The 21,336-nt window shown below is 40.6% G+C and carries 15 protein-coding genes and 2 pseudogenes; 6 read left to right on the top strand and 11 right to left on the bottom strand.

The window, feature by feature from the left end; genetic code table 11:
• The first annotated feature begins 119 nt into the window (after nucleotides 1-119).
• A complete protein-coding gene (locus KZC02_RS11455) occupies nucleotides 120-4,712 on the top strand; it encodes a translocation/assembly module TamB domain-containing protein (protein WP_221394222.1) in 4,593 nt (1,530 codons plus the stop codon).
• Here the strand turns inward: KZC02_RS11455 and KZC02_RS11450 are convergent.
• Entirely contained in the window at nucleotides 4,702-5,229 is a 528-nt protein-coding gene (locus KZC02_RS11450; protein WP_221394221.1) for a thioesterase family protein, read from the bottom strand. The genes KZC02_RS11455 and KZC02_RS11450 overlap by 11 nt on opposite strands.
• Nucleotides 5,230-5,290: 61 nt before the next feature.
• Nucleotides 5,291-5,683: a hypothetical protein gene (locus tag KZC02_RS11445; protein ID WP_229254189.1), complete on the bottom strand. Its 393-nt coding sequence runs from the start codon at nucleotides 5,681-5,683 to the stop codon at nucleotides 5,291-5,293.
• A gap of 260 nt (nucleotides 5,684-5,943) precedes the next feature.
• Here KZC02_RS11445 and KZC02_RS11440 point away from each other — a divergent pair, with 260 nt between their 5' ends.
• The 3 genes from KZC02_RS11440 to pafA (KZC02_RS11430) all read left to right on the top strand — a co-directional run bounded on the left by KZC02_RS11440 (nucleotide 5,944) and on the right by pafA (KZC02_RS11430) (nucleotide 12,321).
• Nucleotides 5,944-8,754: a pitrilysin family protein gene (locus tag KZC02_RS11440; RefSeq protein ID WP_221394220.1), complete on the top strand. Its 2,811-nt coding sequence runs from the start codon at nucleotides 5,944-5,946 to the stop codon at nucleotides 8,752-8,754.
• Nucleotides 8,755-8,945: 191 nt separating this feature from the next.
• Nucleotides 8,946-10,619 carry an alkaline phosphatase PafA gene (gene pafA / locus KZC02_RS11435; protein WP_221394219.1) on the top strand — a complete coding sequence of 558 codons (1,674 nt, stop codon included), beginning with the start codon at nucleotides 8,946-8,948 and terminating at the stop codon, nucleotides 10,617-10,619.
• A 55-nt stretch (nucleotides 10,620-10,674) separates the two neighbouring features.
• Nucleotides 10,675-12,321: an alkaline phosphatase PafA gene (pafA, locus tag KZC02_RS11430; RefSeq protein WP_221395017.1), complete on the top strand. Its 1,647-nt coding sequence runs from the start codon at nucleotides 10,675-10,677 to the stop codon at nucleotides 12,319-12,321.
• A gap of 216 nt (nucleotides 12,322-12,537) precedes the next feature.
• Here pafA (KZC02_RS11430) and KZC02_RS11425 read toward each other — a convergent pair whose 3' ends face one another.
• The 3 genes and pseudogenes from KZC02_RS11425 to KZC02_RS11415 form a co-directional block, all read right to left on the bottom strand.
• Nucleotides 12,538-12,975, bottom strand: a complete 438-nt coding sequence (locus KZC02_RS11425; RefSeq protein ID WP_221394218.1) for an NfeD family protein — start codon at nucleotides 12,973-12,975, stop codon at nucleotides 12,538-12,540.
• A 1-nt stretch (nucleotide 12,976) separates the two neighbouring features.
• Nucleotides 12,977-13,888, bottom strand: coding sequence for an SPFH domain-containing protein (locus KZC02_RS11420; protein WP_221394217.1), 912 nt, complete (start codon nucleotides 13,886-13,888; stop codon nucleotides 12,977-12,979).
• Between the two features lie 124 nt (nucleotides 13,889-14,012).
• Nucleotides 14,013-15,121 (bottom strand): annotated as a pseudogene (locus tag KZC02_RS11415) (acyl-CoA dehydrogenase family protein).
• A 267-nt stretch (nucleotides 15,122-15,388) separates the two neighbouring features.
• Between KZC02_RS11415 and KZC02_RS11410 the strand changes: the two are divergent.
• Both KZC02_RS11410 and KZC02_RS11405 read left to right on the top strand, forming a co-directional pair.
• Entirely contained in the window at nucleotides 15,389-16,705 is a 1,317-nt protein-coding gene (locus KZC02_RS11410; RefSeq protein ID WP_221394216.1) for a UDP-glucose/GDP-mannose dehydrogenase family protein, read from the top strand.
• Nucleotides 16,706-16,746: 41 nt separating this feature from the next.
• Entirely contained in the window at nucleotides 16,747-17,742 is a 996-nt protein-coding gene (locus KZC02_RS11405) for a UDP-glucuronic acid decarboxylase family protein (protein WP_221394215.1), read from the top strand.
• Between the two features lie 48 nt (nucleotides 17,743-17,790).
• On the opposite strand, the gene KZC02_RS32900 is transcribed toward KZC02_RS11405, so the two are convergent.
• The 6 genes and pseudogenes from KZC02_RS32900 to dusB all read right to left on the bottom strand — a co-directional run bounded on the left by KZC02_RS32900 (nucleotide 17,791) and on the right by dusB (nucleotide 21,302).
• Nucleotides 17,791-17,952 carry a type II toxin-antitoxin system RelE/ParE family toxin gene (locus KZC02_RS32900; protein WP_310590449.1) on the bottom strand — a complete coding sequence of 54 codons (162 nt, stop codon included), beginning with the start codon at nucleotides 17,950-17,952 and terminating at the stop codon, nucleotides 17,791-17,793.
• Nucleotides 17,953-18,112: 160 nt separating this feature from the next.
• Entirely contained in the window at nucleotides 18,113-18,361 is a 249-nt protein-coding gene (locus KZC02_RS11395) for a hypothetical protein (RefSeq protein WP_221394214.1), read from the bottom strand.
• A 58-nt stretch (nucleotides 18,362-18,419) separates the two neighbouring features.
• A pseudogene (frr, locus tag KZC02_RS11390) lies at nucleotides 18,420-18,978 on the bottom strand (ribosome recycling factor).
• Between the two features lie 28 nt (nucleotides 18,979-19,006).
• Complete coding sequence (pyrH, locus tag KZC02_RS11385) at nucleotides 19,007-19,726, bottom strand: UMP kinase (protein ID WP_221394213.1); 720 nt, start codon at nucleotides 19,724-19,726, stop codon at nucleotides 19,007-19,009.
• Between the two features lie 62 nt (nucleotides 19,727-19,788).
• Nucleotides 19,789-20,319 carry an acetyl-CoA carboxylase biotin carboxyl carrier protein subunit gene (locus KZC02_RS11380; protein WP_221394212.1) on the bottom strand — a complete coding sequence of 177 codons (531 nt, stop codon included), beginning with the start codon at nucleotides 20,317-20,319 and terminating at the stop codon, nucleotides 19,789-19,791.
• Nucleotides 20,313-21,302, bottom strand: coding sequence for a tRNA dihydrouridine synthase DusB (dusB, locus tag KZC02_RS11375; RefSeq protein ID WP_221395016.1), 990 nt, complete (start codon nucleotides 21,300-21,302; stop codon nucleotides 20,313-20,315). The genes KZC02_RS11380 and dusB overlap by 7 nt, the downstream gene beginning before the upstream one ends.
• Between the last annotated feature and the right edge of the window lie 34 nt (nucleotides 21,303-21,336).

Genomic DNA, 21,336 nt, shown 5'->3' with positions numbered 1-21,336 from the left:
AATTACTAATTCCAGACGTTAGCCGGACAGCGCAAAATGCGTGCTTTGAAAACACAATAAAAAAGCGGCGTCAGATATTTTTACAAAGAAAAATCCGGGTATTTGCTGAGAACCTACGTATGTTAAAATTCCTGAAGATAATTGTCAATGGCTTTACTGTGATTCTGATCTTTGCGTTACTTGCGCTTGGTATCACTACTATTGCTCTTCAGATACCTTCCGTTCAGACTTTTGCCGTTCAGGCCATAACCGGAAAAATTTCAAAAGCGATGGGCTATCCCATTACTATTGAGCGTGTTAATATCAAATGGTTTGATGTTGTATCACTGGAAGGAATTTCTGTTAAAGATACCAGCCGGCAGCAAATGATTGATGTCGGAAGAATTGATGTAAATCTGAACCTTAGTAATATTATTGAAAATGCTTCAAAGGAAATTCATCTGGATGAAGTAAATGTATATCAGCCAAGAGTGCATTTGCGTGTAGTTCCTCAATCGGGTGACTTAAATATCGACGGTTTTATCAACAGGATTGTTGAGCTTACTTCTTCCAAAACTCCCAGGCCAGCTAATGCTCCCGAAAATAATACACCTTTTACAATTGGAAAATCCAGGATAACAGATGGTACGTTCCGCTACGACGATCCACGGCATGCCCGCCGGAAAGGTGCACGCATTTTTGATTATTCACATTTTGAGCTCAATGGCCTGAACGGAGATTTAAAAGATTTTCTGGCGCAGGGTGATACCATTTCCTTTTTTGGAAAAAATTTAAATATGGTTGATAAGCAGACTGGTTTAAAGATGAAAGACATGGACACCAGGTTCTTGTTTTGCCAGAAAAAAATGGAATTGAAAGAGCTGGATGCACATGTCGGAGATTCTTACCTCAAAGATGAAATCACTTTTCATTATAACCGATCCGGTGAACTGGGTGATTTCAATCATAAAGTTTTAATAAAAGGTCACCTGGTCGGTAGCCATGTCAGTTCAAGAGATCTTGGATTGTTTTCAGAATATGTGGATGAACTGAACGAAACATGGCGTATTTCCGGCGATTTTAATGGTAAAGTAGATGATTTTGTTCTTTCCAATACCGATTTATATTTTGGTAAAAACAGTCGTTTGGTAGGGGATCTTGGTTTTAAAGGATTACCAGAAATTGAAGGCTGTATGATGGATATCCAGCTGCTTACATCCAGAGTTGAGCCAGCCGACCTGATCCAGTATTATCCGGAGTGGGATAAACACAAAGACCTGCAAAAGTTTGGATTAACTCTTTTGAATGGTACTTTCAAAGGTACACTTGAAGATTTTGCTGTAAACGCTTCGGCTACTTCCAATCTTGGCAAAGTATCGGGAGACCTTGTTTTTCATATTGCGGACGCACTTTCTACAACTTATTCGGGAGAAGTAATCACCTCAGATTTTGAGCTTGGTAAATTGCTGGACGAAGATGAAACCTGGCAGAAACTGGATTTTGCAGGAAAAATAGCAGGCAAAGGTCTGGAGCTCAAATTTGCCTCAACCAATATGGATGCACTTGTAAGCAGGGTGGGTTTCAGAAATTATGATTACCGTAATATCAGCTTAAAAGGAAATTTACAGAATCAGTATTTTAATGGCAATGTGAGTGCAAAAGATACTAATCTAATTGCTGATTTACAGGGAGAATTTGATCTGTCCAAGCCAAAAAACGCTTTTGATCTTCGCGGAATTATCAAAAAGGCAAATCTTCAGGCACTTGGATATATTAAGGATTCCATCACTTTGAGAACAGAGCTGGATGTAAAAGTTACAGGAAACACGATCGACGAGCTGACCGGGAATGCCAAATTGCTCAATACCTATCTGGTAACTACTAAAAATGAACGCAATCTGGTTATTGATACGTTGGTTTTGTCTTCTGTACAGCAATCTGACAAACGGACTTTGCAATTGGAAAGTGAGTTTCTGACAGCCAGAGTCGAGGGTGATTTTTTACCAACACAAGCTTTAAAAGATGTTAGTAAGGTTTTGGATGAATACAAGCTGTACTTTTTAGATAACAAAGCAAATAGGGAAGCTTATTATGCCGGCAAACCTGTTGAATCCGTTCAGACCAAATACCAGATTGATTATGAAGTAGAAACGCGTAACCTTTCCCGTTTCCTGGCCTTTATCAGTCCGGATATTTATATATCCAAAGGCGCCAAAGCGGAAGGCTTTTTTAAAATGGATAATACTTCTATTCTTACCCTTACTGCTACGGCTGATACTGCAAAATATGGGACCAATCAGTTTATAACATCTCAGATTGACATTACTTCGTCCAAATTTGTGAACAGCGCAGAGGTTCTTGCATCGGCCCTCATTACTTCTGAACAACAGAAGATGGGTGTTTTGGTACCAACAGAGAAAATGGAAATTGAAGGTGCCTGGGATGTGGATCATATTGATTTTAACGGAGGAATCCGGCAGTTAAATAGTAATAACAAATCCAATTTGGGTGGTGAAATCCGGTTCCTGCCTAACGGACTCGATATTGGCTTCAAAAACTCCAAACTGGATTTGCTGGATGAAGAATGGAATGTTCCATCGGAAAGCTTGATTTCTGTGGTCGGAAAAGATGTTTCGTTTACAAATCTTGGCCTGATAAGCGGAAAACAGCGATTAACGTTAAACGGGACTCTTTCCAGCGAAGCCGAAAAAAGCCTTGTTCTGGATATCAAGAATTTTAAGTTAGGAACTCTCAACCCTGTTTTTAATACACAGCTTGCCGGAATTATGGACGGCTCTGCCAAAGTGAAAGATGCTTATAACAATGTTGTGCTTGGTGCTAATTTTAATATTGAAAGCCTGGGTTACGCAGATTATGAATTTGGTAATTTTTCGGGTGCGGGAGAGTGGGATCCTGGGGCCGGACAATTGGATATTGATGCTCAGCTGCATAAAAATGCAAGAAACGTCTTAAACTTAACCGGAGCATACCGGCCCAAACTTACTTCCAATACGCTAAACCTGAAAGCTGTTTTTAATGAAATAGATTTTAAAGCAATTGAGCCATTTGCTGAGGGGTTGGTATCTGATATCAGCGGAAAGGCACAGGGAACGGTTACGGTTAAAGGTACGATTAATGCACCCGTTCTGGAAGGTTCGCTTGCAGTTGAGAAAGGACGGATGAAGTTTGATTACCTGCAATCGGTTTTTACGTTTAATGACAAAATTACTTTCAGCGAGAGCGAGATCAGTGCAAATAACATTTTGCTTACCGATACAGACGGAAACACGGCCACACTTCGCGGTGGTGTGTTTCATGACGGCTTTAAGTATTTTACTTTAGGTTTTAATGCTGATCTGCATAATTTTAAAATACTGAACACCGCAGCAAAGGATAACGATACTTTTTACGGAACTGCCTATGTTACCGGTCCGGTGGCTGTTTATGGTGCTATTGATAATTTGAATATTGAGGCTAATGTTACCAGCAACAAAGGAACCAAAATTTATATTCCTCTGGATAATGCAACCGAAGTGGCAACCCAGGATTACATTCAGTTTGTAAGTCAGATGCCGGTAGAAGATAGTACGTCTGAATCAACTGAAAGAGCAAGAAAGCAGGTTTCCGGTGGAATAAAAATGGATTTTAATTTCAACCTTACACCCGATGCTTTGTGTGAAATTATTTTCGACAGGCAAACCGGTGATATTATCCGGGCGAACGGTAACGGAAGGCTCAACCTCAACATTGATACCAAAGGCGATTTCACAATGGCCGGAACGTATGAAATTGATAAAGGTGATTATAATTTTACCTTACAAAATGTTATTAATAAGAAGTTTAACATAAAACCCGGGAGCAGGATTGTCTGGTCGGGCGATCCGTATGGAGCCATTCTGGACGTAAAAGCAGGGTATACACAGATGGTTTCCCTGATGGGTGTACTGCCAAATACCAGTTCACTTTCCAATACCAGCTCTGAATATAATACTTTGTTGAGACGCTATCCTGTGGAAGTTACGATCGGGTTGTCGGAGCGGCTTATGTCCCCTACAATTAAATATGATCTGAAAGTGGTAGATAATCCTTCGCTAAACAGTTTGCGCGGACAGCTCGAAGCATTCCAGAACAAATTAAAAGTGGATGAACAGGAACTAAGCCGGCAGGTAAGTAGCTTGCTCGTAATCAATCAATTATTACCTGAAAGCAATTCAACGGCAAATAGCAGCCAAATTCTCGGGAATAGTATCAGCGAGCTTGTTTCTAACCAGATCAGCAGGTGGGCATCCGGTATTAACGAAAATCTGGAAGTTGGCGTTTCCGGTCTTTCTTTGGATCAGAATGCACTCAATAATCTTCAATTGCGCTTTTCATACCGTTTTCTCAACGACCGCTTCCGTGTAACACGCGACGGAAGGATCAGTTCGGGCGTTACAGGCAGTACTACGCAATATGATGCTACTACTTTATTGGGAGAATGGACGCTGGAGTATTGGCTGAATCCAAAGGGATCGGTGAGAGTGAAGGCCTACAACCGCAATATTCAGAACCCTTTTTACTTAAATAATACTGTGACGACTGGTGGTGTGAGTATGCAGTTTACCCATAGTTTTAACCGATTTATTCCCATTCCCAAGCCGGTACTTAAAATTCCATATCTGCCGATGGATTCCACTTCCAGGGATTCTACGGAGAAAAAACTGATTTCAACACAAGGTTCAACTACGCGTTAGCTTTTGCATTTAATGCATGTTTGATCGTATGGATCCGATCGTTAAATTGAAGATTGGGGAAATCGAGATCAGGTACGCAGGTTGCTTTTAAATAATCCATTACTTCCTGGGGATGAGGTGTCCGTTTCCCGGTTGTAATACTAATGTGTTTTGAAGTGCTCCATAGCATTGTCTTCAGTTCGGTGTGCAAATCATTGGTCATGAAATATTCTGTTACCATTGTATCTTCATTGTAGTAAATAACCCTGGAAGTTATCCTGACCCACTCACTGATTAAAGCCGGCCTTACGTATGCGATCTGATGCTGATATACCACCCAGCTGGTGCGCAGTTCCCTGAACATTGCCTCATAGCTGAACCCGTATAACTTTGAAACCTGGTCTTCACGCGCATTGAAAAAGTATTCAAAATATTTTGAATTATTCAAATGCATTAGCGGATCACAATCCTGAAAACGTACAATAACCCTTGATTCTGCCTCGACAGGCATGTTTGACAAATCAGCTGTAAATAGCATGGATAATGAGTAGTTAAGACCGGGCCGCCTGCCGGTACGATGAAGAATATTGGTGCAATTGTTATTCTCCGCGGTACCTTACAGCCAGGCCGCTTAGCATATAACCTTCGCTTTTTACAGATGTATAATATTTGTATCTGACATGAATGATAGCATCCGCGCCTATTTTCTGCGCTTTAAGAACCAATCTGGCAGTAAGGAGTTCTTTGGTTTTGGCATCATTGCCACGGAACATCATCCTTTTATCCTGAGTTTGCCTTGCTGTCAGGGAGTCTTCATTGGTAATTTCAACTATACCTATTTCTGAATAAGGCCTTTCCAGAGGATTATCATCATATAATACTTCAATCGGATATTTTTTACTGGTTGAAATTGGAATTCCGCTGGCGCAGCCTAAAAAAATACTGAAAGATAGAAAAATGATAATCTGATTAATTCTTTTATTTTTGATCATGTTTTTACTTAAATCTTATTAGCAAAATAAGAGAATCTTGTGGATGTATTCCCATTAGTCTGCAAAATAAAGTGAAATTTATTTATAGCTTTTGTACATACAGGTTTACACGTGAGGTTTGTTGCAATTAAAGGTAGGTTTTTTGTGAATGACATTATTTTAGCCTTACAATTTTACCGCTTATCATGAAGTGGTTGATTCCATAGGTTATCTCTTTTATTTTCAGGAATTATAAATGTTATCTAAACTAATCATTTGGAATGATCATCAAGTCTAAAAAAACAAAAGGGACTCGCAGTACAACCGTACTCAGCCTGATATTATCAGCAGTCATTGCAGGGCCGGCTATGTCGCAGGACTTGCCGAAGGGTATTAAAAAAGCTACTTCCGTAGAAGGTATAACAGAATACAATCTGGAAAACGGCCTGAAAGTGCTTATGTTTCCTGACCCTTCAAAGGCTACTGTAACGGTGAATATGACCTATCTGGTTGGCTCGCGGCATGAAGGTTACGGAGAAACGGGTATGGCGCATTTGCTGGAACACATGGTCTTTAAGGGAACTCCCGGCCATCCGAATATTCCGGCAGAACTTACCTCGCACGGTGCGCGTCCAAACGGAACTACAAGCGATGACCGTACCAATTATTTTGAAACTTTTTCGGCAACGGAAGATAATTTGAAATGGGCACTCGACCTGGAGGCAGACCGTATGGTTAACTCTTACATAGCCAAGAAAGATTTGGAAAGTGAGTTCAGCGTAGTGAGAAATGAGTTTGAAAGAGGAGAAAACAACCCATTCCGAATATTAATGGAGCGTGTTGTGTCAGGAGCATATCTATGGCATAATTATGGGAAATCGACTATTGGGAACCGTTCCGATATAGAGAATGTGCCTATTGAAAATTTACAGGCTTTCTATAAAAAGTTTTATCAGCCCGATAACGCAGTACTAACCGTTTCCGGTAAAATTGATGAGCCAAAAGTAATTGCCCTGATCAATGAATACTTCAGCAAAATTCCTAAGCCAACCCGCGTTCTTCCCAAATCCTATACAGTAGAACCCACTCAGGATGGAGAGCGCTTTGTAGAATTGAAACGGACCGGCGATGTCCAGATGCTGATGGCGGCTTATCACATTATGCCAGGTTCACATGCCGATTATCCAGCCATGGAAGTTCTTACCGAATTATTGTCAACGGAACCTAATGGTAAGCTTTACAGAAATCTGGTCAATACCAAGAAAGCGTCTTCCGTATTTGGTTTTAGTATTCAGGCACATGATCCGGGACTGGTATTATTTGGTGCAGAGGTATTAAAAGAGAAATCATTGGATGAAGCCCGTAAAGCACTTATTGCAACACTGGATTCTGCCGCGCTTTCAAAGCCATTGGCAGAAGATGTAGAGCGTGCAAAAACAACCATTTTGAAAAACTGGGACCTGGAATTTCTGAATGCTGAAAGAGTCGGCTTAAGTATGAGTGAAGCCATTGCGACCGGAGACTGGCGGCTTGCATTTCTTTTCAGGGATAATGTCCGTAAGGTAACGGCTGAAGATGTTTTTCGTGTTGCACAGTATTATTTCAAACCCTCTAACCGTACACTCGGAACATTTGTACCCGAAGCAAGCCCTGTGCGAGCAGAAATTCCTGTAGCGCCGAATGTAGAGGAGCTGGTTAAAGGTTATAAGGGGCAAGCTTTGGTTGCAGAAGGCGAAGCTTTTGATGCGTCACCGGCAAATATTGATACAAGAACCGTGCGTGTTGAAAAACCAAACGTAATTGAAACAGCGCTTTTAACCAAAAAAACACGTGGTAATGTTGTTTCGGCTAAAATAACATTGCGTTATGGAGATGAAAAAAGTCTGATGAACAAGGCAACGATCTCTGATCTGACAGGTTCGATGCTGGATAAAGGAACAAAAACCAAAACGCGCCAGCAATTAAAAGACGAGTTTGATAAACTGAAAGCGAGAGTAAGTTTCTTTGGTGCGAGCAATACAGCAGGTGCAAATATTGAAACGACCAAGGAAAACCTTCCGGCCGTGCTGAAACTGGTTGCAGAAGTACTGAAAACCCCTGCATTTGACGAAAGTGAATTTGAAAAATTAAAACAGGAAGAACTGGCCGGGATAGAATCACAAAGGAGCGAACCGCAGGCCATTGCAGTCAATCAGTATCGCCGTATCGTAACACCTTATCCAAAAAGCGACATTCGTTATGTTGGCACTTTTGATGAAGACGTAGCCAGTGTAAAAGCAGCTACGATTGAAGAAATAAAGCAATTCCATAAAGATTTTTATGGTGCCAATAATGCATCTGCTACCGTTGTAGGAGATTTTGATCAGGCACAGATACAGAAAATCCTGAATGAAGAGTTTGGCAGCTGGAAAAGTTCAAAACCATTTACCCGTGTTGCATCACCATACGTGGCGATCAAACCTGAAAACAAAGCATTGGAAACGCCCGATAAAGCAAATGCCATGTTTGTAGCCGGAATGAACATGCCATTACAGGATACCGATCCGGATTATCCATCTTTGGTACTGGCTAATTATATGTTGGGAGGCGGTTTCCTCAATTCACGTCTCGCCACACGTATCCGTCAGAAAGAAGGATTGAGTTACGGTGTAGGTTCACAATTCTCTGCCAGTTCGTTGGATAAAAATGGTTCTTTTATGTCTTATGCAATTTATGCGCCTCAAAATGCAGAAAAACTGGAAGCAGCTTTTAAAGAGGAAATTGACAAAGCACTGAAAGAAGGTTTTACTGCTGATGAAATTAAGGCAGCCAAATCAGGTTATTTACAATCCCGGCAGGTTGGACGTGCACAGGATGCTTCTTTGACCAATACCTTAACCAATAATTTGTATCTCAACCGCACAATGCAATGGGATGCTGATTTTGAAAAAAATATAGATGCTTTAACGCCGGAAAAAGTAAAAGCGGCTATGCAGAAACATATTGATTACTCAAAATTGAGCATTATTAAAGCAGGGGATTTCTCAAAAGTAAAAGCAGGTGCACCTGCAAGCACGGCTCCCGGATCATTGGGAGGAAGCGAGAAAAAATAGTTGATAGAAAGAGTACGGAAAGCCGGGCCGCAATATTTGCAGTCCGGCTTTCTGTTATTAGCGCTAGTACATCTTTATATTTGCAGCGTATTTAAATTAACATATTGTTATAATTGGATTAGAATTACCGCCGGATTACCAGGTCGCTTATCTTCTCTGTTATATTTATATTTTCTTACCATTCTTTAATTATGAAATTAATACCACGGTTTATGCTGCATCTCGTTGCGGCAGGCTTACTGTTCAGTTCACTGGCTTGGAGCCAAAACGCTAATAAAACACAAACCGGTACTGCAAAACTTGCACGTCCCAAACTGGTTGTAGGCATTGTGGTGGATCAGATGCGGTATGATTACTTGTACCGCTATTATGACAAATACAAGGAAGGTGGTTTAAAAAGACTTATGAATGAAGGTTTTAACTGTCGTAACAATCATTATCATTATGCATTAACTGTAACTGCTGCCGGCCATTCGGCAGTGTATACCGGTGCGTTACCTGCCATAAATGGTATTGTTGGGAATGACTGGTTTGATAAAATAACTAATGCCAATGTTTACTGTACCGATGACAAGTCTGTTGCTACTGTCGGTAGCTCCAATGTTACGGTTGGGAAAATGTCACCTAAAAACTTACTGACCACTACGGTTACAGATCAGTTGCAAATTGCAACCAATTTCAGGTCAAAGACAATTGGTGTTGCAATTAAAGACCGGGCGTCTATTCTGCCAGCCGGACATGCTGCAAACGGCGCGTACTGGTTCGATTCCAAAACCGGAAATTTTGTGACCAGTACGTATTACAGAAACGACTTGCCAACCTGGGTGCAGGATTACAACAATAAAAAAATGCCAGCAGAATATTTGAGAAAAGGCTGGAATACATTGCTGCCTATTGACCAGTATACACAAAGCACGCCCGATGACGAACCGTGGGAAGGAACGCTTTCCGGAGCTAAAAAACCTGTTTTTCCACACGAACTGATTGGTACTGCCGGTGATGCTTATGGTGTAATCACCACTTCTCCGTGGGGAAATACCATGACGAAAGAAATGGCAATTGCAGCGATTAAAGGAGAGAATATGGGAAAAGGAACTGATACTGATTTTCTTGCGGTAAGTTTTTCCACTCCGGATCGTATCGGACATGCATTCGGGCCTAATTCGGTTGAACAGGAAGATAATTACCTGAATCTGGACAGGGAATTCGCTGAACTGTTTACTTTCCTGGATAGCTGGACGGGAAAAGGTAATTATACCGTTTTTCTCACTGCGGACCATGGTGCAATGGACGTACCTGCTTTCTGGCAGGAACACAAGCTGCCTGCCGGATTGATGAGCTCAACGGATTTGACCAGAAAAGTTGTAAAATCTTTTAATGATGCTTTTGGAGAAGGGGAATATGTGAAGGCATTTGAAAATTATCAGGTTTACCTGAACGACTCTCTTTTGAAAGAAAAGAAAATTACTGTGGCAAATGCCTGCCAGGTACTTCGTGATGCTTTACTTTCTACGGATGGAGTGGCAGATGTACTTAACCTGAAAGATATTGGCCGTGCACCGCTGAATACTTATCAGCTGGAATTATATAAAAACAATATTAATGCCAAACGCAGCGGTGACCTTCAGATCATTGTTCAGCCAGGTTGGTTTGCAGCATCTTACGGAACAGGAACAGATCATGGGACTCCTTATAATTATGATACACATGTGCCGTTCTTACTATATGGCTGGGGCGTTAATAAAGGCGAAACTTTACGCCGTACTTCCATTGCAGATATAGCTCCAACGATTTCCGCACTACTTCACATTTTACCTCCGAGCGGTAATGTTGGAAATCCGGTTGAAGAAGCTTTGAAGAAATAGATTGTAAACCACATCGGTTTATTTTGTTTAAATCAAATTCCTAAACGTGAAAAAAATAATTCTTTTTGTATTGAGCATTTTTATAATCTGCTCAGCGAATGCCCAGTCCCCCAAAAAAGCTACTTTAAGACCCGCATCATTAGCACGTCCAAAACTTGTGGTCGGCATTGTGGTGGATCAAATGCGTTATGATTATTTGTACCGGTATTACGATCAGTATGCAGAGGGCGGTTTTAAACGTATGATGAACGAAGGATTTAATTGCCGCAATAATCATTACAGTTATGCCCTCACAGTAACAGCAGCAGGACATGCATCCGTTTACACGGGTTCAGTTCCGGCAATTAATGGAATTGTAGGAAATGAATGGTTTGATAATATTGCCAAACAAAGTGTTTATTGCGTTGAAGACAGCACGGTTGCAACAGTGGGAAGTAATAACACAAGTGTTGGAAAAATGTCACCCCGGAATTTGCTCACCAGCACAGTAACAGACCAACTACGTATTGCAACCAATTTCCGATCTAAAACAATTGCTGTTGCCATAAAAGACAGAGGTTCAGTTTTACCTGGTGGTCACACATCCAACGGTTCATTTTGGTTTGACTCTAAAACAGGAAACTGGGTAACAAGTACATATTACATGAACGACCTGCCGCAATGGGCAAAAGATTATAATGCCAAAAAAATGCCTTCGGAGTATCTGAAAAAAGGATGGCAATTGCTGTTACCTGCCAATCAGTATACGCAAAGTTCGCCAGACGATGTAGCTTGGGAAGGAAAGTTACCGGGTGCAGCCAAACCTGTATTTCCTTATGAGCTGGCAGGATTGGCTGGGGACGCATTTGGAATAATTGCTAATACGCCCTGGGGTAATACAATTACAAAGGAAATAGCGATCGAAGCTGTAAAAGGAGAAAATTTGGGTAAAGGGAAGGAAACGGATTTTTTAGCAATCAGTTTTTCCTCACCGGATTATATAGGACACAGGGCAGGGCCTAATTCAATGGAACAGCAGGATGATTATTTACGTCTTGACCGTGAGTTTGCAGATTTATTTGGTTTCCTGGATGGTTGGGTTGGTAAAGGAGAATACACCGTTTTTCTGACTGCCGATCATGGGGTGGTAGACGTGCCGGGATTTGCTGCAGAGCATAAACTTCCATCTGGTTTGGTAGATAGAAAAGTCGTTAATGCTACCGTAAAAGATGTTCTTTTCGAAGAATTTGGAAAAGGTTTATTTGTGCTTAGCGGAGAGAATAATCAGCTGTATTTAAATCATTCTTTGTTAAAAGAGAAAAAAATAACCGTTGAAGATGTAACAAAAGTACTTCGTGGAGAATTAATAAAAATTCCCGGAGTAGCTGATATTCTGAATCTTACGGATATGGGTAAGGCGCCCTTTAATACCTACCAGCTTGAACTTTATAAAAACAATGTGAACCCAAAACGTAGCGGGGATATTCAGATTATTACCCAGCCAGGATGGTTTTATGGTACTTCTACCGGAACTTCGCATGGTACGCCATACAACTATGATACCCAGGTTCCGTTTGTTTTGTTTGGATGGGGAATTAATAAAGGAGAAACTTTAAAAAGAACGTCTGTTTCTGATATAGCGCCAACTATTGCTGCATTACTTCATATTTTGCCGGGAAGCGGTAATATTGGGAATGCGGTTGAAGATGCATTGAAGAAGTAAGTTTATAGTGAAATATGAGATTGGTGTGCAGGGAATTTCTTGCGCGCCAATTTTTTTGTTACATGCCTAAAGGCATTCAAGTGTTGAATATGGTTTTTTCTTTTCAATCGCGTAGCGATGCAATACAGGTAGTAGACAGACTTGAAAAAAGAACGGAAATCCTTTAAGGATGCAACAACAATTACGCTACTACAAACAACTTTATGCATCTGAAAATCAGGATTCCTCAACTACCAAAACAATTCCGTTGGTTCTCATGATAACCACTTTACTTCCCGCTGCAATGAAAATATTACTAAACGAAACCGCTTTCCATTCTGCTCCGCGATAATATATCCTGCCTTCACCATTTACCGGTATATCTCTGATTACCAATGCTGTTTCACCTACGAACTCATTGTATTCATGCTGTTTGCCCCGTTTTTCCAATAATTGTTTTGCATGCTTTCTCAAGAAGAGCATTGATAAAAGAGAAATAACGGAAAATGCAATTAACTGGTTTTCTGGGCTCGACAGAATACCAAGACCTGCTAATAATGCCGTAAATAAGGCCCCGATGGCAAAGAATACGAATACCAGCATCACACTTATGAGCTCTGCCAGGAGCATGATCATTCCAACAATAAGCCATATTTGGGGAAGCGATAAATCCATGTTATTTCTTTTCTGAGGATTTAACAACAGTAAGTGCGGAGGCGATTAAAGATCCCATATCAGCGAGATTTGCAGGAAGAATTAATGTGTTGCCTTCTTTGGCCAGTTTTCCAAACTGCTGTATATATTGTTCTGCCACTTTCAGTTGTACAGCTTCTACACCGCCATTATTCTGGATAGCTTCTGCTACCATTTTTATACTTTCTGCGGTTGCTGCTGCCACCGATTTTAATGCTGCTGCCTCACCTTCTGCTTCATTGATCTGGCGCAAACGAATACCTTCTGACTCCAGAACCGCTTTTTGTTTCTGACCTTCAGCAACATTTATTGCGGCCTGCTTTTCTCCGTCTGACTGTAAAATTACTGCCCTTCTTTCACGTTCGGCCTGCATTTGTTTTTCCATTGCATTCAGAACACTTTGCGGAGGCGTAATATTTTTGATCTCGTAACGAAGCACTTTTACTCCCCAGCCAATAGCAGCTTCGTCAATACTTTCAACCACAGCACGATTGATTGTCATACGTTCTTCAAATGTTTTGTCCAGGTCCAGTTTGCCTATTTCACTACGCATGGTAGTTTGTGCAAGCTGGGTCACGGCAAAAGTGTAATCTGTAATTCCGTATGCTGCTTTTTTAGGGTCAATCACCTGAATGAAAATAACACCATCCATGCGTACCTGCACATTATCACGTGTGATACAGATTTGTTCAGGAATGTCCACAGCTTTTTCTTTCAGCGTATACTTATAGGCAATCCGGTCAAAAAAAGGAATGATGAAATTTATCCCCGGCTGTAGTACAGTATAAAACTTGCCCAGTCTCTCTAAAATATACCCCGTTTGCTGGGGTACAACTTTTACAGTCATCAGGATGGATAGTACCACTAAAACGAGCAGGACGATTAAGGGAGTCATGGTCAGTGAGGGTTAGGTGTTATGCGAAAATAACCTTCTGCTCACTAAGTTCCTATACATGTAGTACCAGCGAGCAGGAATATTGCCCATCGGTACATAATGGTGATGAATGGTAATGGAGGTGTTAATCTGCTAAAATTTCCTTAGAAATAACCATCTTCTGGATCTCGCTGGTGCCTTCTCCGATGGTACAAAGTTTACTGTCACGATAAAATTTTTCGACCGGATAATCTTTTGTAAATCCATATCCGCCAAAAATCTGTACTGCATCGTTGGCAACTCTCACTGCTGTTTCGGACGAATGATACTTGGCAACTGCGCTTGGCAAAGTGACCTTTTTGCCCTGGTCTTTTAATTCAGCGGCATGAAAAGTAAGTAAGGAAGATGCCTGGATATCTGTGTACATATCTGCGAGCTTAAACTGTATTCCCTGAAATCCGGATATGGATTTTCCGAATTGCTTCCGTTGTTTGGAATAGGCCAAAGCGGCTTCATAAGCACCTTGCGCAGTACCAACTCCCAGCGCTGCAATCGAGATCCTTCCTCCGTCCAGAACTTTTAAAGACTGGATAAAACCATCTCCAATTTCTCCTAATCGCTGGCTGTCGGAAATTCGACAATCCTGGAATACAAGTTCTACCGTTTCTGATGCCCTCATACCCAGTTTATCTTCTTTTTTGCCGGAAGTAAATCCGGCAGTACCCCGCTCTACAATGAATGCCGTTGCACCATGTTTGTCGCCGGGTTGTCCTGTTCTTGTAATGACAACAGTAACATCTCCGCTTTTGCCGTTTGTTATAAAGTTTTTCGATCCGTTAAGAATCCAGGCGTCACCATCTTTGATCGCCACAGTTTGCATGTTACCCGCATCCGATCCGGTATTAGGCTCTGTTAATCCCCACGCACCTATCCATTCCCCGGCAGCAAGCTTAGGTAGGTATTTTTTTTCTGATCGGAATTTCCAAACATTGCAATATGATTGGTGCACAGTGAATTATGAGCTGCCATGGATAGGCCAATCGAAGGATCTGTTTTAGATAATGCTATAATGGCGGTTACGTATTCCCGGTAACCCAGGCCCGAACCACCATATTCTTCAGGAACGAGCATTCCCATCAAACCCAGTTCGCCAAGTTTATGGAAAATGTCTGTTGGGAAATACTGTTCCTCGTCCCATTTTCTGACAAAAGGCTTTATATGGATATCAGCAAAATTATGAACGGTTTCACGTATAAGATTGCATGTTTCATTGCGTTGAGTCTCTGTAATATTTTTTTCTTTTAGTTTCCATATATGTTGATGATAAGTTAGAATTATTCAATAATAAGAAGAAATATGTAGATTTCATTTAGTCATAACGAACAAATGTGAAATTGAGGCAGAATGATTCATTTAAAAAAATTACTTTTGCCTATAAATTAGTTTGTGCTACTTGGTTTAGTACAATTTTATTCTTGTTAAAATTATTTCATTGCAGCTATACAATTATAATTACACTTTATGAAAATTGCCGTTGTAGGTACAGGATATGTTGGCTTGGTTACAGGAACTTGTTTTGCCGAAACAGGTAACCAGGTAACTTGTGTTGATATTGATGTTAAAAAAGTTGAACGTCTTCAAAAAGGGGAGATACCGATTTACGAGCCGGGGCTCGATGTTTTATTTGATCGTAACGTAGCAGAAGGGCGTTTGCAATTCACGACTGACCTAAGTGAAGGTATCAAAGATGCACAGGTAATATTCCTGGCACTTCCGACACCTCCGGGCGAAGATGGTTCTGCGGATCTGAAATACATATTAAAAGTTGCGGATGATTTGGGGTTAATTTTGGATCATTATGCGGTGATAATTGATAAAAGTACTGTTCCCGTTGGTACTGCCGAAAGGGTTACAGCAGCTATTGCTAAAAATGCGAAAGTTGAGTTTGATGTAGTTTCTAATCCTGAATTTTTACGTGAAGGTGTTGCGGTTGAAGATTTTATGAAACCGGATCGCGTTGTGGTTGGAACTACTTCTGAGAAGGCGAAAAAGGTAATGGAGAAATTGTACGCACCGTTGGTCCGGCAAGGTAATCCGGTTATTTTTATGGATGAACGTTCGGCTGAAATGACCAAATATGCAGCTAATTCATTTCTGGCAATGAAAATTACCTTTATGAATGAAATAGCAAACCTATGTGAAAAAGTAGGTGCTAATGTGGACGACATTCGCCGCGGTATTGGTACGGACAGCAGAATTGGTAAACGGTTTCTTTTCGCAGGTATTGGCTATGGCGGAAGCTGTTTTCCAAAGGATGTGCAGGCTTTGGCCAAAACTTCCAAAGATTTCAATTATGATTTCAGGATTTTGAAATCAGTGATGGAAGTAAATGACGACCAGAAGAAAAAACTGTTGCCAATGGTGAACAGTTATTTCAGCGGTGATCTGAAAGGTAAAACGATTGCAGTATGGGGTTTGGCTTTTAAACCATATACTGATGATATCCGTGAGGCTCCGGCACTGGAAAATATTGAAGCATTGCTTGAAGCAGGTGCAAACATTACTGTTTATGATCCTGAGGCAATGGACAACGTTAAAAAGATCATGGGTGATAAGATAACTTTTTGTCATACACCTTATGCCGCTTTGGATGATGCTGATGCGTTAATGATATTTACAGAGTGGCCGCAATTCCGTACACCAGAATTTGAAAAAATGAGTAAACTGCTCAAAAATAAAGTGATTTTTGACGGTAGAAATCTTTATGAGCTTGAACAGATGCGTGAAATTGGTTATACTTATTTCAGTATTGGGAGAGAAAGAGTAGTACCTGCGTGATCAATTATTAAATATTTTTTATCCTAATCATCTCATTTTTAATGAAACGTGTTTTAATAACCGGAGCAGCAGGTTTTTTGGGGTCGCACCTTTGTGAGCGATTCCTTAAAGAAAATATGTACGTAATCGGGATGGATAATCTGATTACCGGTGATATGCGGAATATTGACCATTTATTGTCAAATCCAAATTTTGAGTTTGTTCACCACGATGTTACAAAATTTATAGATTTACCGGGGGAACTGGATTATATCCTTCACTTTGCATCTCCCGCCAGTCCAATCGATTATCTGAAAATCCCGATTCAGACGCTTAAAGTAGGAGCAATGGGAACACATAATTTACTTGGGCTTGCACTCGTAAAAAATGCACGTTTCATAATAGCATCTACATCCGAGGTATATGGAGACCCATTGGTTCATCCACAAACGGAGGATTACTGGGGACATGTCAATCCAATCGGCCCACGCGGCTGTTATGACGAAGCAAAACGGTATCAGGAAGCAATCACCATGGCATACCATCGTTACCATAACCTGGAAACACGTATTGTACGTATCTTTAATACATACGGGCCAAGAATGCGCCTCAATGATGGCCGGGTACTTCCTGCATTCATCGGACAAGCATTACGAGGTGAGGATATTACGATTTTCGGAGATGGTTCTCAGACACGCGCATTCTGTTATGTGGATGACCTGGTTGAAGGTATTTACCGTTTGCTACTGAGTGATTATGAATTGCCTGTTAATATTGGTAATCCATCTGAAATTACGATCAAGGATTTTGCTGAGGAAATTATCAAACTAACCGGAACGGATCAAAAAGTTGTATATAAAGATCTTCCCCAGGATGATCCGAAACAACGCCAGCCAGACATTACAAAGGCAAAAGAGCTATTAGGCTGGGAGCCGAAAGTATCTCGTGAAGAAGGATTGAAAATTACATATGACTATTTCCGCAGCTTGCCGGAAGAAAGATTATATGAAGAATCCAACCATCGCGGCTTCGAAGATTTTAGTGTTACCGGGAAATAAAATAGTATTAAGCCATCATAAAAAAGTCCCGTCATTTGCGGGACTTTTTTATGATGGCTTAATCATCAGCAGTTGTTCTAATTCTTTATCAGTAATATTATCCTGATTAGCTTTGTCATAAATTGATAGTAAAATAACAGATTCCTGTAATGCTACAACACACGTAATGACTCTTGCACCACCACTTTTTCCTCGTCCCTTACTTTTTATTGCTAATCTTATTTTGTAGCAATCTTTTCCAATTGGAGTTCCTAATACTGGATTTTCTGAAAGGTTTTAATTAGCCTTGCTATTTCAGAAGCCAAAGAATGATATTTTTTGATCATTTTCTTTGCTTCCTTTTCAAAGTTATTGGAATTAATTACTTTACTCATAAATAACCCTGATCCTTTAGCTCTGCTAAAAAATCAGATGCTGGCCTGGTTTTTAATGTTCCCTTCTGAAGAGCAATATAATCTTCCTTTAATTGATCCAGAATTTGTTCCTTGGTCAGTTCATCATCGTCTTCCTGAAGCATAGTAGCCAAAGCCAACCGATCTTTTGCTGGCAGTTGTTTTCTAATCATTTGAGCTAAATGACTAATACTAACTGTAGTTTCCAAATGAAGTGTTGTTTCCATATATCTAAAATTTTATTAAATAAAAACGCAAACAAGAAGGCAATGTATATGAGGGCTTTTAAACCTCCATAATTTCTTTTTCCTTGGCATTATAAATCTGCTCTACTTTCGAAACAAAACCATCCGTTAATTTCTGAACACGGTCTTCGCTAACTTTTACCAGGTCTTCTGCAACACCTTCTTTGGTAAGCTTTCTTAGCGAGTTATTCGTATCCTGACGAATATTACGGATATTTATTTTAGCCGTTTCAATTTCATTTTTTGCGCGTTTTGCTAATTCGCGACGACGTTCTTCATTGAGTGGCGGTACCGAAATCCGGATCATTTCTCCATCATTGGATGGCGCAAATCCGAGGTTCCCGTTACGGATCGCTTTCTCAATATTATTAATAATTTTTTTCAAAAGGCTTAATAGCAATTGTCCTGGCATCAGGAGTGTTGATAGTCGCGATGTTTTGAATCGGTGTCATTGAGCCGTAATAATCCACCTGGAGACCTTCAAGCATTTGAGCTGATGCTTTACCAGCACGAATTTTGCCCAATTCTATAATAAGGTGTTTAATTGCGCCTTCCATAGTATCCTTGGCGTCCTCCAGATATAATTCTATTTCTTCCATGATTTAATGTAAGATATTTTTATTTCTATTAATTCGATATCATTGTCCCTACTTCTTCTCCCATTACCAGGTCAAATAGATTACCAGGTTTATTCATATCAAACACAATAATCGGGACATTATTTTCTTTACAAAGTGTGAAAGCAGTTAAATCCATGATTTTTAAATTCTTGGACAATGCTTCATCAAAAGTCAGGCTTTTATATTTTGTAGCAAGGGGGTCTTTTTCAGGGTCAGCAGTGTAAACACCGTCAACCCGCGTACCTTTTAATACCACTTCAGATTCCGATTCGATAGCACGCAAACCTGCCGTAGTATCAGTTGTGAAATAAGGATTACCGGTTCCGGCTCCAAAAATCACGACACGGCCCTTTTCCAGGTGACGAACCGCCCTGCGACGAATCAAAGGCTCACAAACCTGCTCCATTTTAATTGCCGACATCAGGCGGGTATTCATATTGTGCTTTTCCAAAGAACTCTGGATTGCCATACCGTTGATTACAGTTGCAAGCATTCCCATGTGGTCGCCCTGTACTCTGTCGATTCCTGATTTTTCAACAGAAGCTCCTCTGAATATATTTCCACCGCCAATCACAATGGCGATCTGAACACCTACTTCTGCAATTTTTTTAATTTCTTTGGCGTAATTATCGAGAATGTTAAAATCGATAACCTGTCCTTTATCTCCTCCGTTGAGTGCTTCTCCACTGAGTTTGAGAAGAATACGTTTGTATTTTGGTTGGGGCATGACTGTGATATGGTGATTTTAATCGTAAAAATACGTGTTGGAGGATTAGATAAACAATTTATTTATTGAAACTCTAACATTACCTGATTTTTTTCAACGGTTTCTCCTGCTTTAACCTTCAATGATTTTACTTTTCCGTCGCCTGCAGATTTGATTACATTTTCCATTTTCATGGCTACCAACACCAGCAAGGTATCCCCTTTATTTACCAGATCACCTTCCGAAACTGCAATAGATTGAATGAGACCAGGCATCGGTGCTTTTACGTGATTTATTTTTTGAGCCTGTTTGGCCTGCATACCCATTCCTTCCAGCAGCAGATCAACCTGATCTTTTACAGTTGTCGTAAAATGCCGGCCATTGATCAGCAGCTGGTATGTTTTTTCCGAGTGACTGGATTCAATCACTTCAATATTGTAAGACTGATTATTCCAAATGACGTGATAATGGTTTTCGCGTATCCGTACAAGATCTCCGCTGAATAACTTTTGATTGATAAACCATTTATCTTTTTCCTGTACCAGTTCAAAGATGTTTTTCTGATCCGGTTGATCTTCACCGGAATAGTCGCCGTCTACAATTACTTTTAGCATATTGCTTCGCTATATTCATGAACGACCTCATTTAGAATACCATCCAGTTCTTCAAACGACATTCCTTCCACAAGGCGCATCCGAAAAGGTTTGAAATTTTCCAGTCCACGGAAATAATTTGTATAATGCCTGCGCATTTCAAATACACCGGCTACGGGACCTTTCCAGCGGATAGAAAATTCAAGATGCCTGCGGCAAACTGCAACGCGTTCGGCCAGAGAAGGCGGGGCCAGTTTTTCACCTGTTTTCAGATAATGTTTTATTTCATTAAATATCCACGGATTTCCTATTGTAGCACGGCCAATCATAATTCCATCTACACCGAACTGGTTTTTATATTCCAAAACTTTTTCAGGGGTGTCAATATCTCCATTTCCAAAAATCGGAATGGTAATTCTTGGGTTGTCTTTGATCCGTGCAATCAATGTCCAGTCTGCGGAGCCTTTGTACATTTGCACACGGGTACGTCCGTGTACAGAAAGTGCCTGTATTCCAATGTCTTGCAGGCGTTCTGCGACATCTTCTACATTTTTGGTGCTTTCATCCCAACCCAGGCGGGTTTTAACTGTCACGGGCAAATGAGTTGATTTCACGACGGCTTCCGTCATACGAACCATTTTTGGGACATCCTGCAATAATGCTGCTCCTGCTCCACGACAGGCAACATTTTTTACCGGGCAGCCATAATTAATATCAATCAGGTCAGGATTAACTCTGGATGCAATTTCAGAACACGAACCCATCGTTTCTATATCACTTCCAAAAAGCTGGATACCTACCGGCCTTTCATATTCAAAAATATCAAGTTTGTGTACGCTTTTTGCTGCATCCCGGATCAGTCCTTCGGATGATATGAATTCTGTATACATCAGATCTGCACCATTTTCCTTACATACGGCACGAAATGGCGGGTCACTTACATCCTCCATAGGAGCAAGAAGTAATGGAAAGTCACCAAGTTCTATATTTCCGATTTTTACCATTTTTGCTGTGTTTGAGACATTATATTCATGGTTT

The organism is Dyadobacter sp. NIV53, from assembly GCF_019711195.1.
In the GTDB taxonomy this organism is placed as follows: Bacteria; Bacteroidota; Bacteroidia; order Cytophagales; family Spirosomataceae; genus Dyadobacter.
This window is presented reverse-complemented; position numbering and strand designations above follow the sequence as displayed.

Coding starts and splice junctions, on each gene's coding strand:
- KZC02_RS11380 (WP_221394212.1), bottom strand. CDS start 20,319: ATGCTAAAAGTAATTGTAGACGGCGACTATTCCGGTGAAGATCAACCG.
- KZC02_RS11420 (WP_221394217.1), bottom strand. CDS start 13,888: ATGACTCCCTTAATCGTCCTGCTCGTTTTAGTGGTACTATCCATCCTG.
- pafA (WP_221394219.1), top strand. CDS start 8,946: ATGAAATTAATACCACGGTTTATGCTGCATCTCGTTGCGGCAGGCTTA.
- KZC02_RS11450 (WP_221394221.1), bottom strand. CDS start 5,229: ATGCTATTTACAGCTGATTTGTCAAACATGCCTGTCGAGGCAGAATCA.
- KZC02_RS11455 (WP_221394222.1), top strand. CDS start 120: ATGTTAAAATTCCTGAAGATAATTGTCAATGGCTTTACTGTGATTCTG.
- KZC02_RS11425 (WP_221394218.1), bottom strand. CDS start 12,975: ATGGATTTATCGCTTCCCCAAATATGGCTTATTGTTGGAATGATCATG.
- dusB (WP_221395016.1), bottom strand. CDS start 21,302: ATGGTAAAAATCGGAAATATAGAACTTGGTGACTTTCCATTACTTCTT.
- KZC02_RS11445 (WP_229254189.1), bottom strand. CDS start 5,683: ATGATCAAAAATAAAAGAATTAATCAGATTATCATTTTTCTATCTTTC.
- KZC02_RS11405 (WP_221394215.1), top strand. CDS start 16,747: ATGAAACGTGTTTTAATAACCGGAGCAGCAGGTTTTTTGGGGTCGCAC.
- KZC02_RS11395 (WP_221394214.1), bottom strand. CDS start 18,361: ATGGAAACAACACTTCATTTGGAAACTACAGTTAGTATTAGTCATTTA.
- KZC02_RS11440 (WP_221394220.1), top strand. CDS start 5,944: ATGATCATCAAGTCTAAAAAAACAAAAGGGACTCGCAGTACAACCGTA.
- pyrH (WP_221394213.1), bottom strand. CDS start 19,726: ATGCCCCAACCAAAATACAAACGTATTCTTCTCAAACTCAGTGGAGAA.
- KZC02_RS11410 (WP_221394216.1), top strand. CDS start 15,389: ATGAAAATTGCCGTTGTAGGTACAGGATATGTTGGCTTGGTTACAGGA.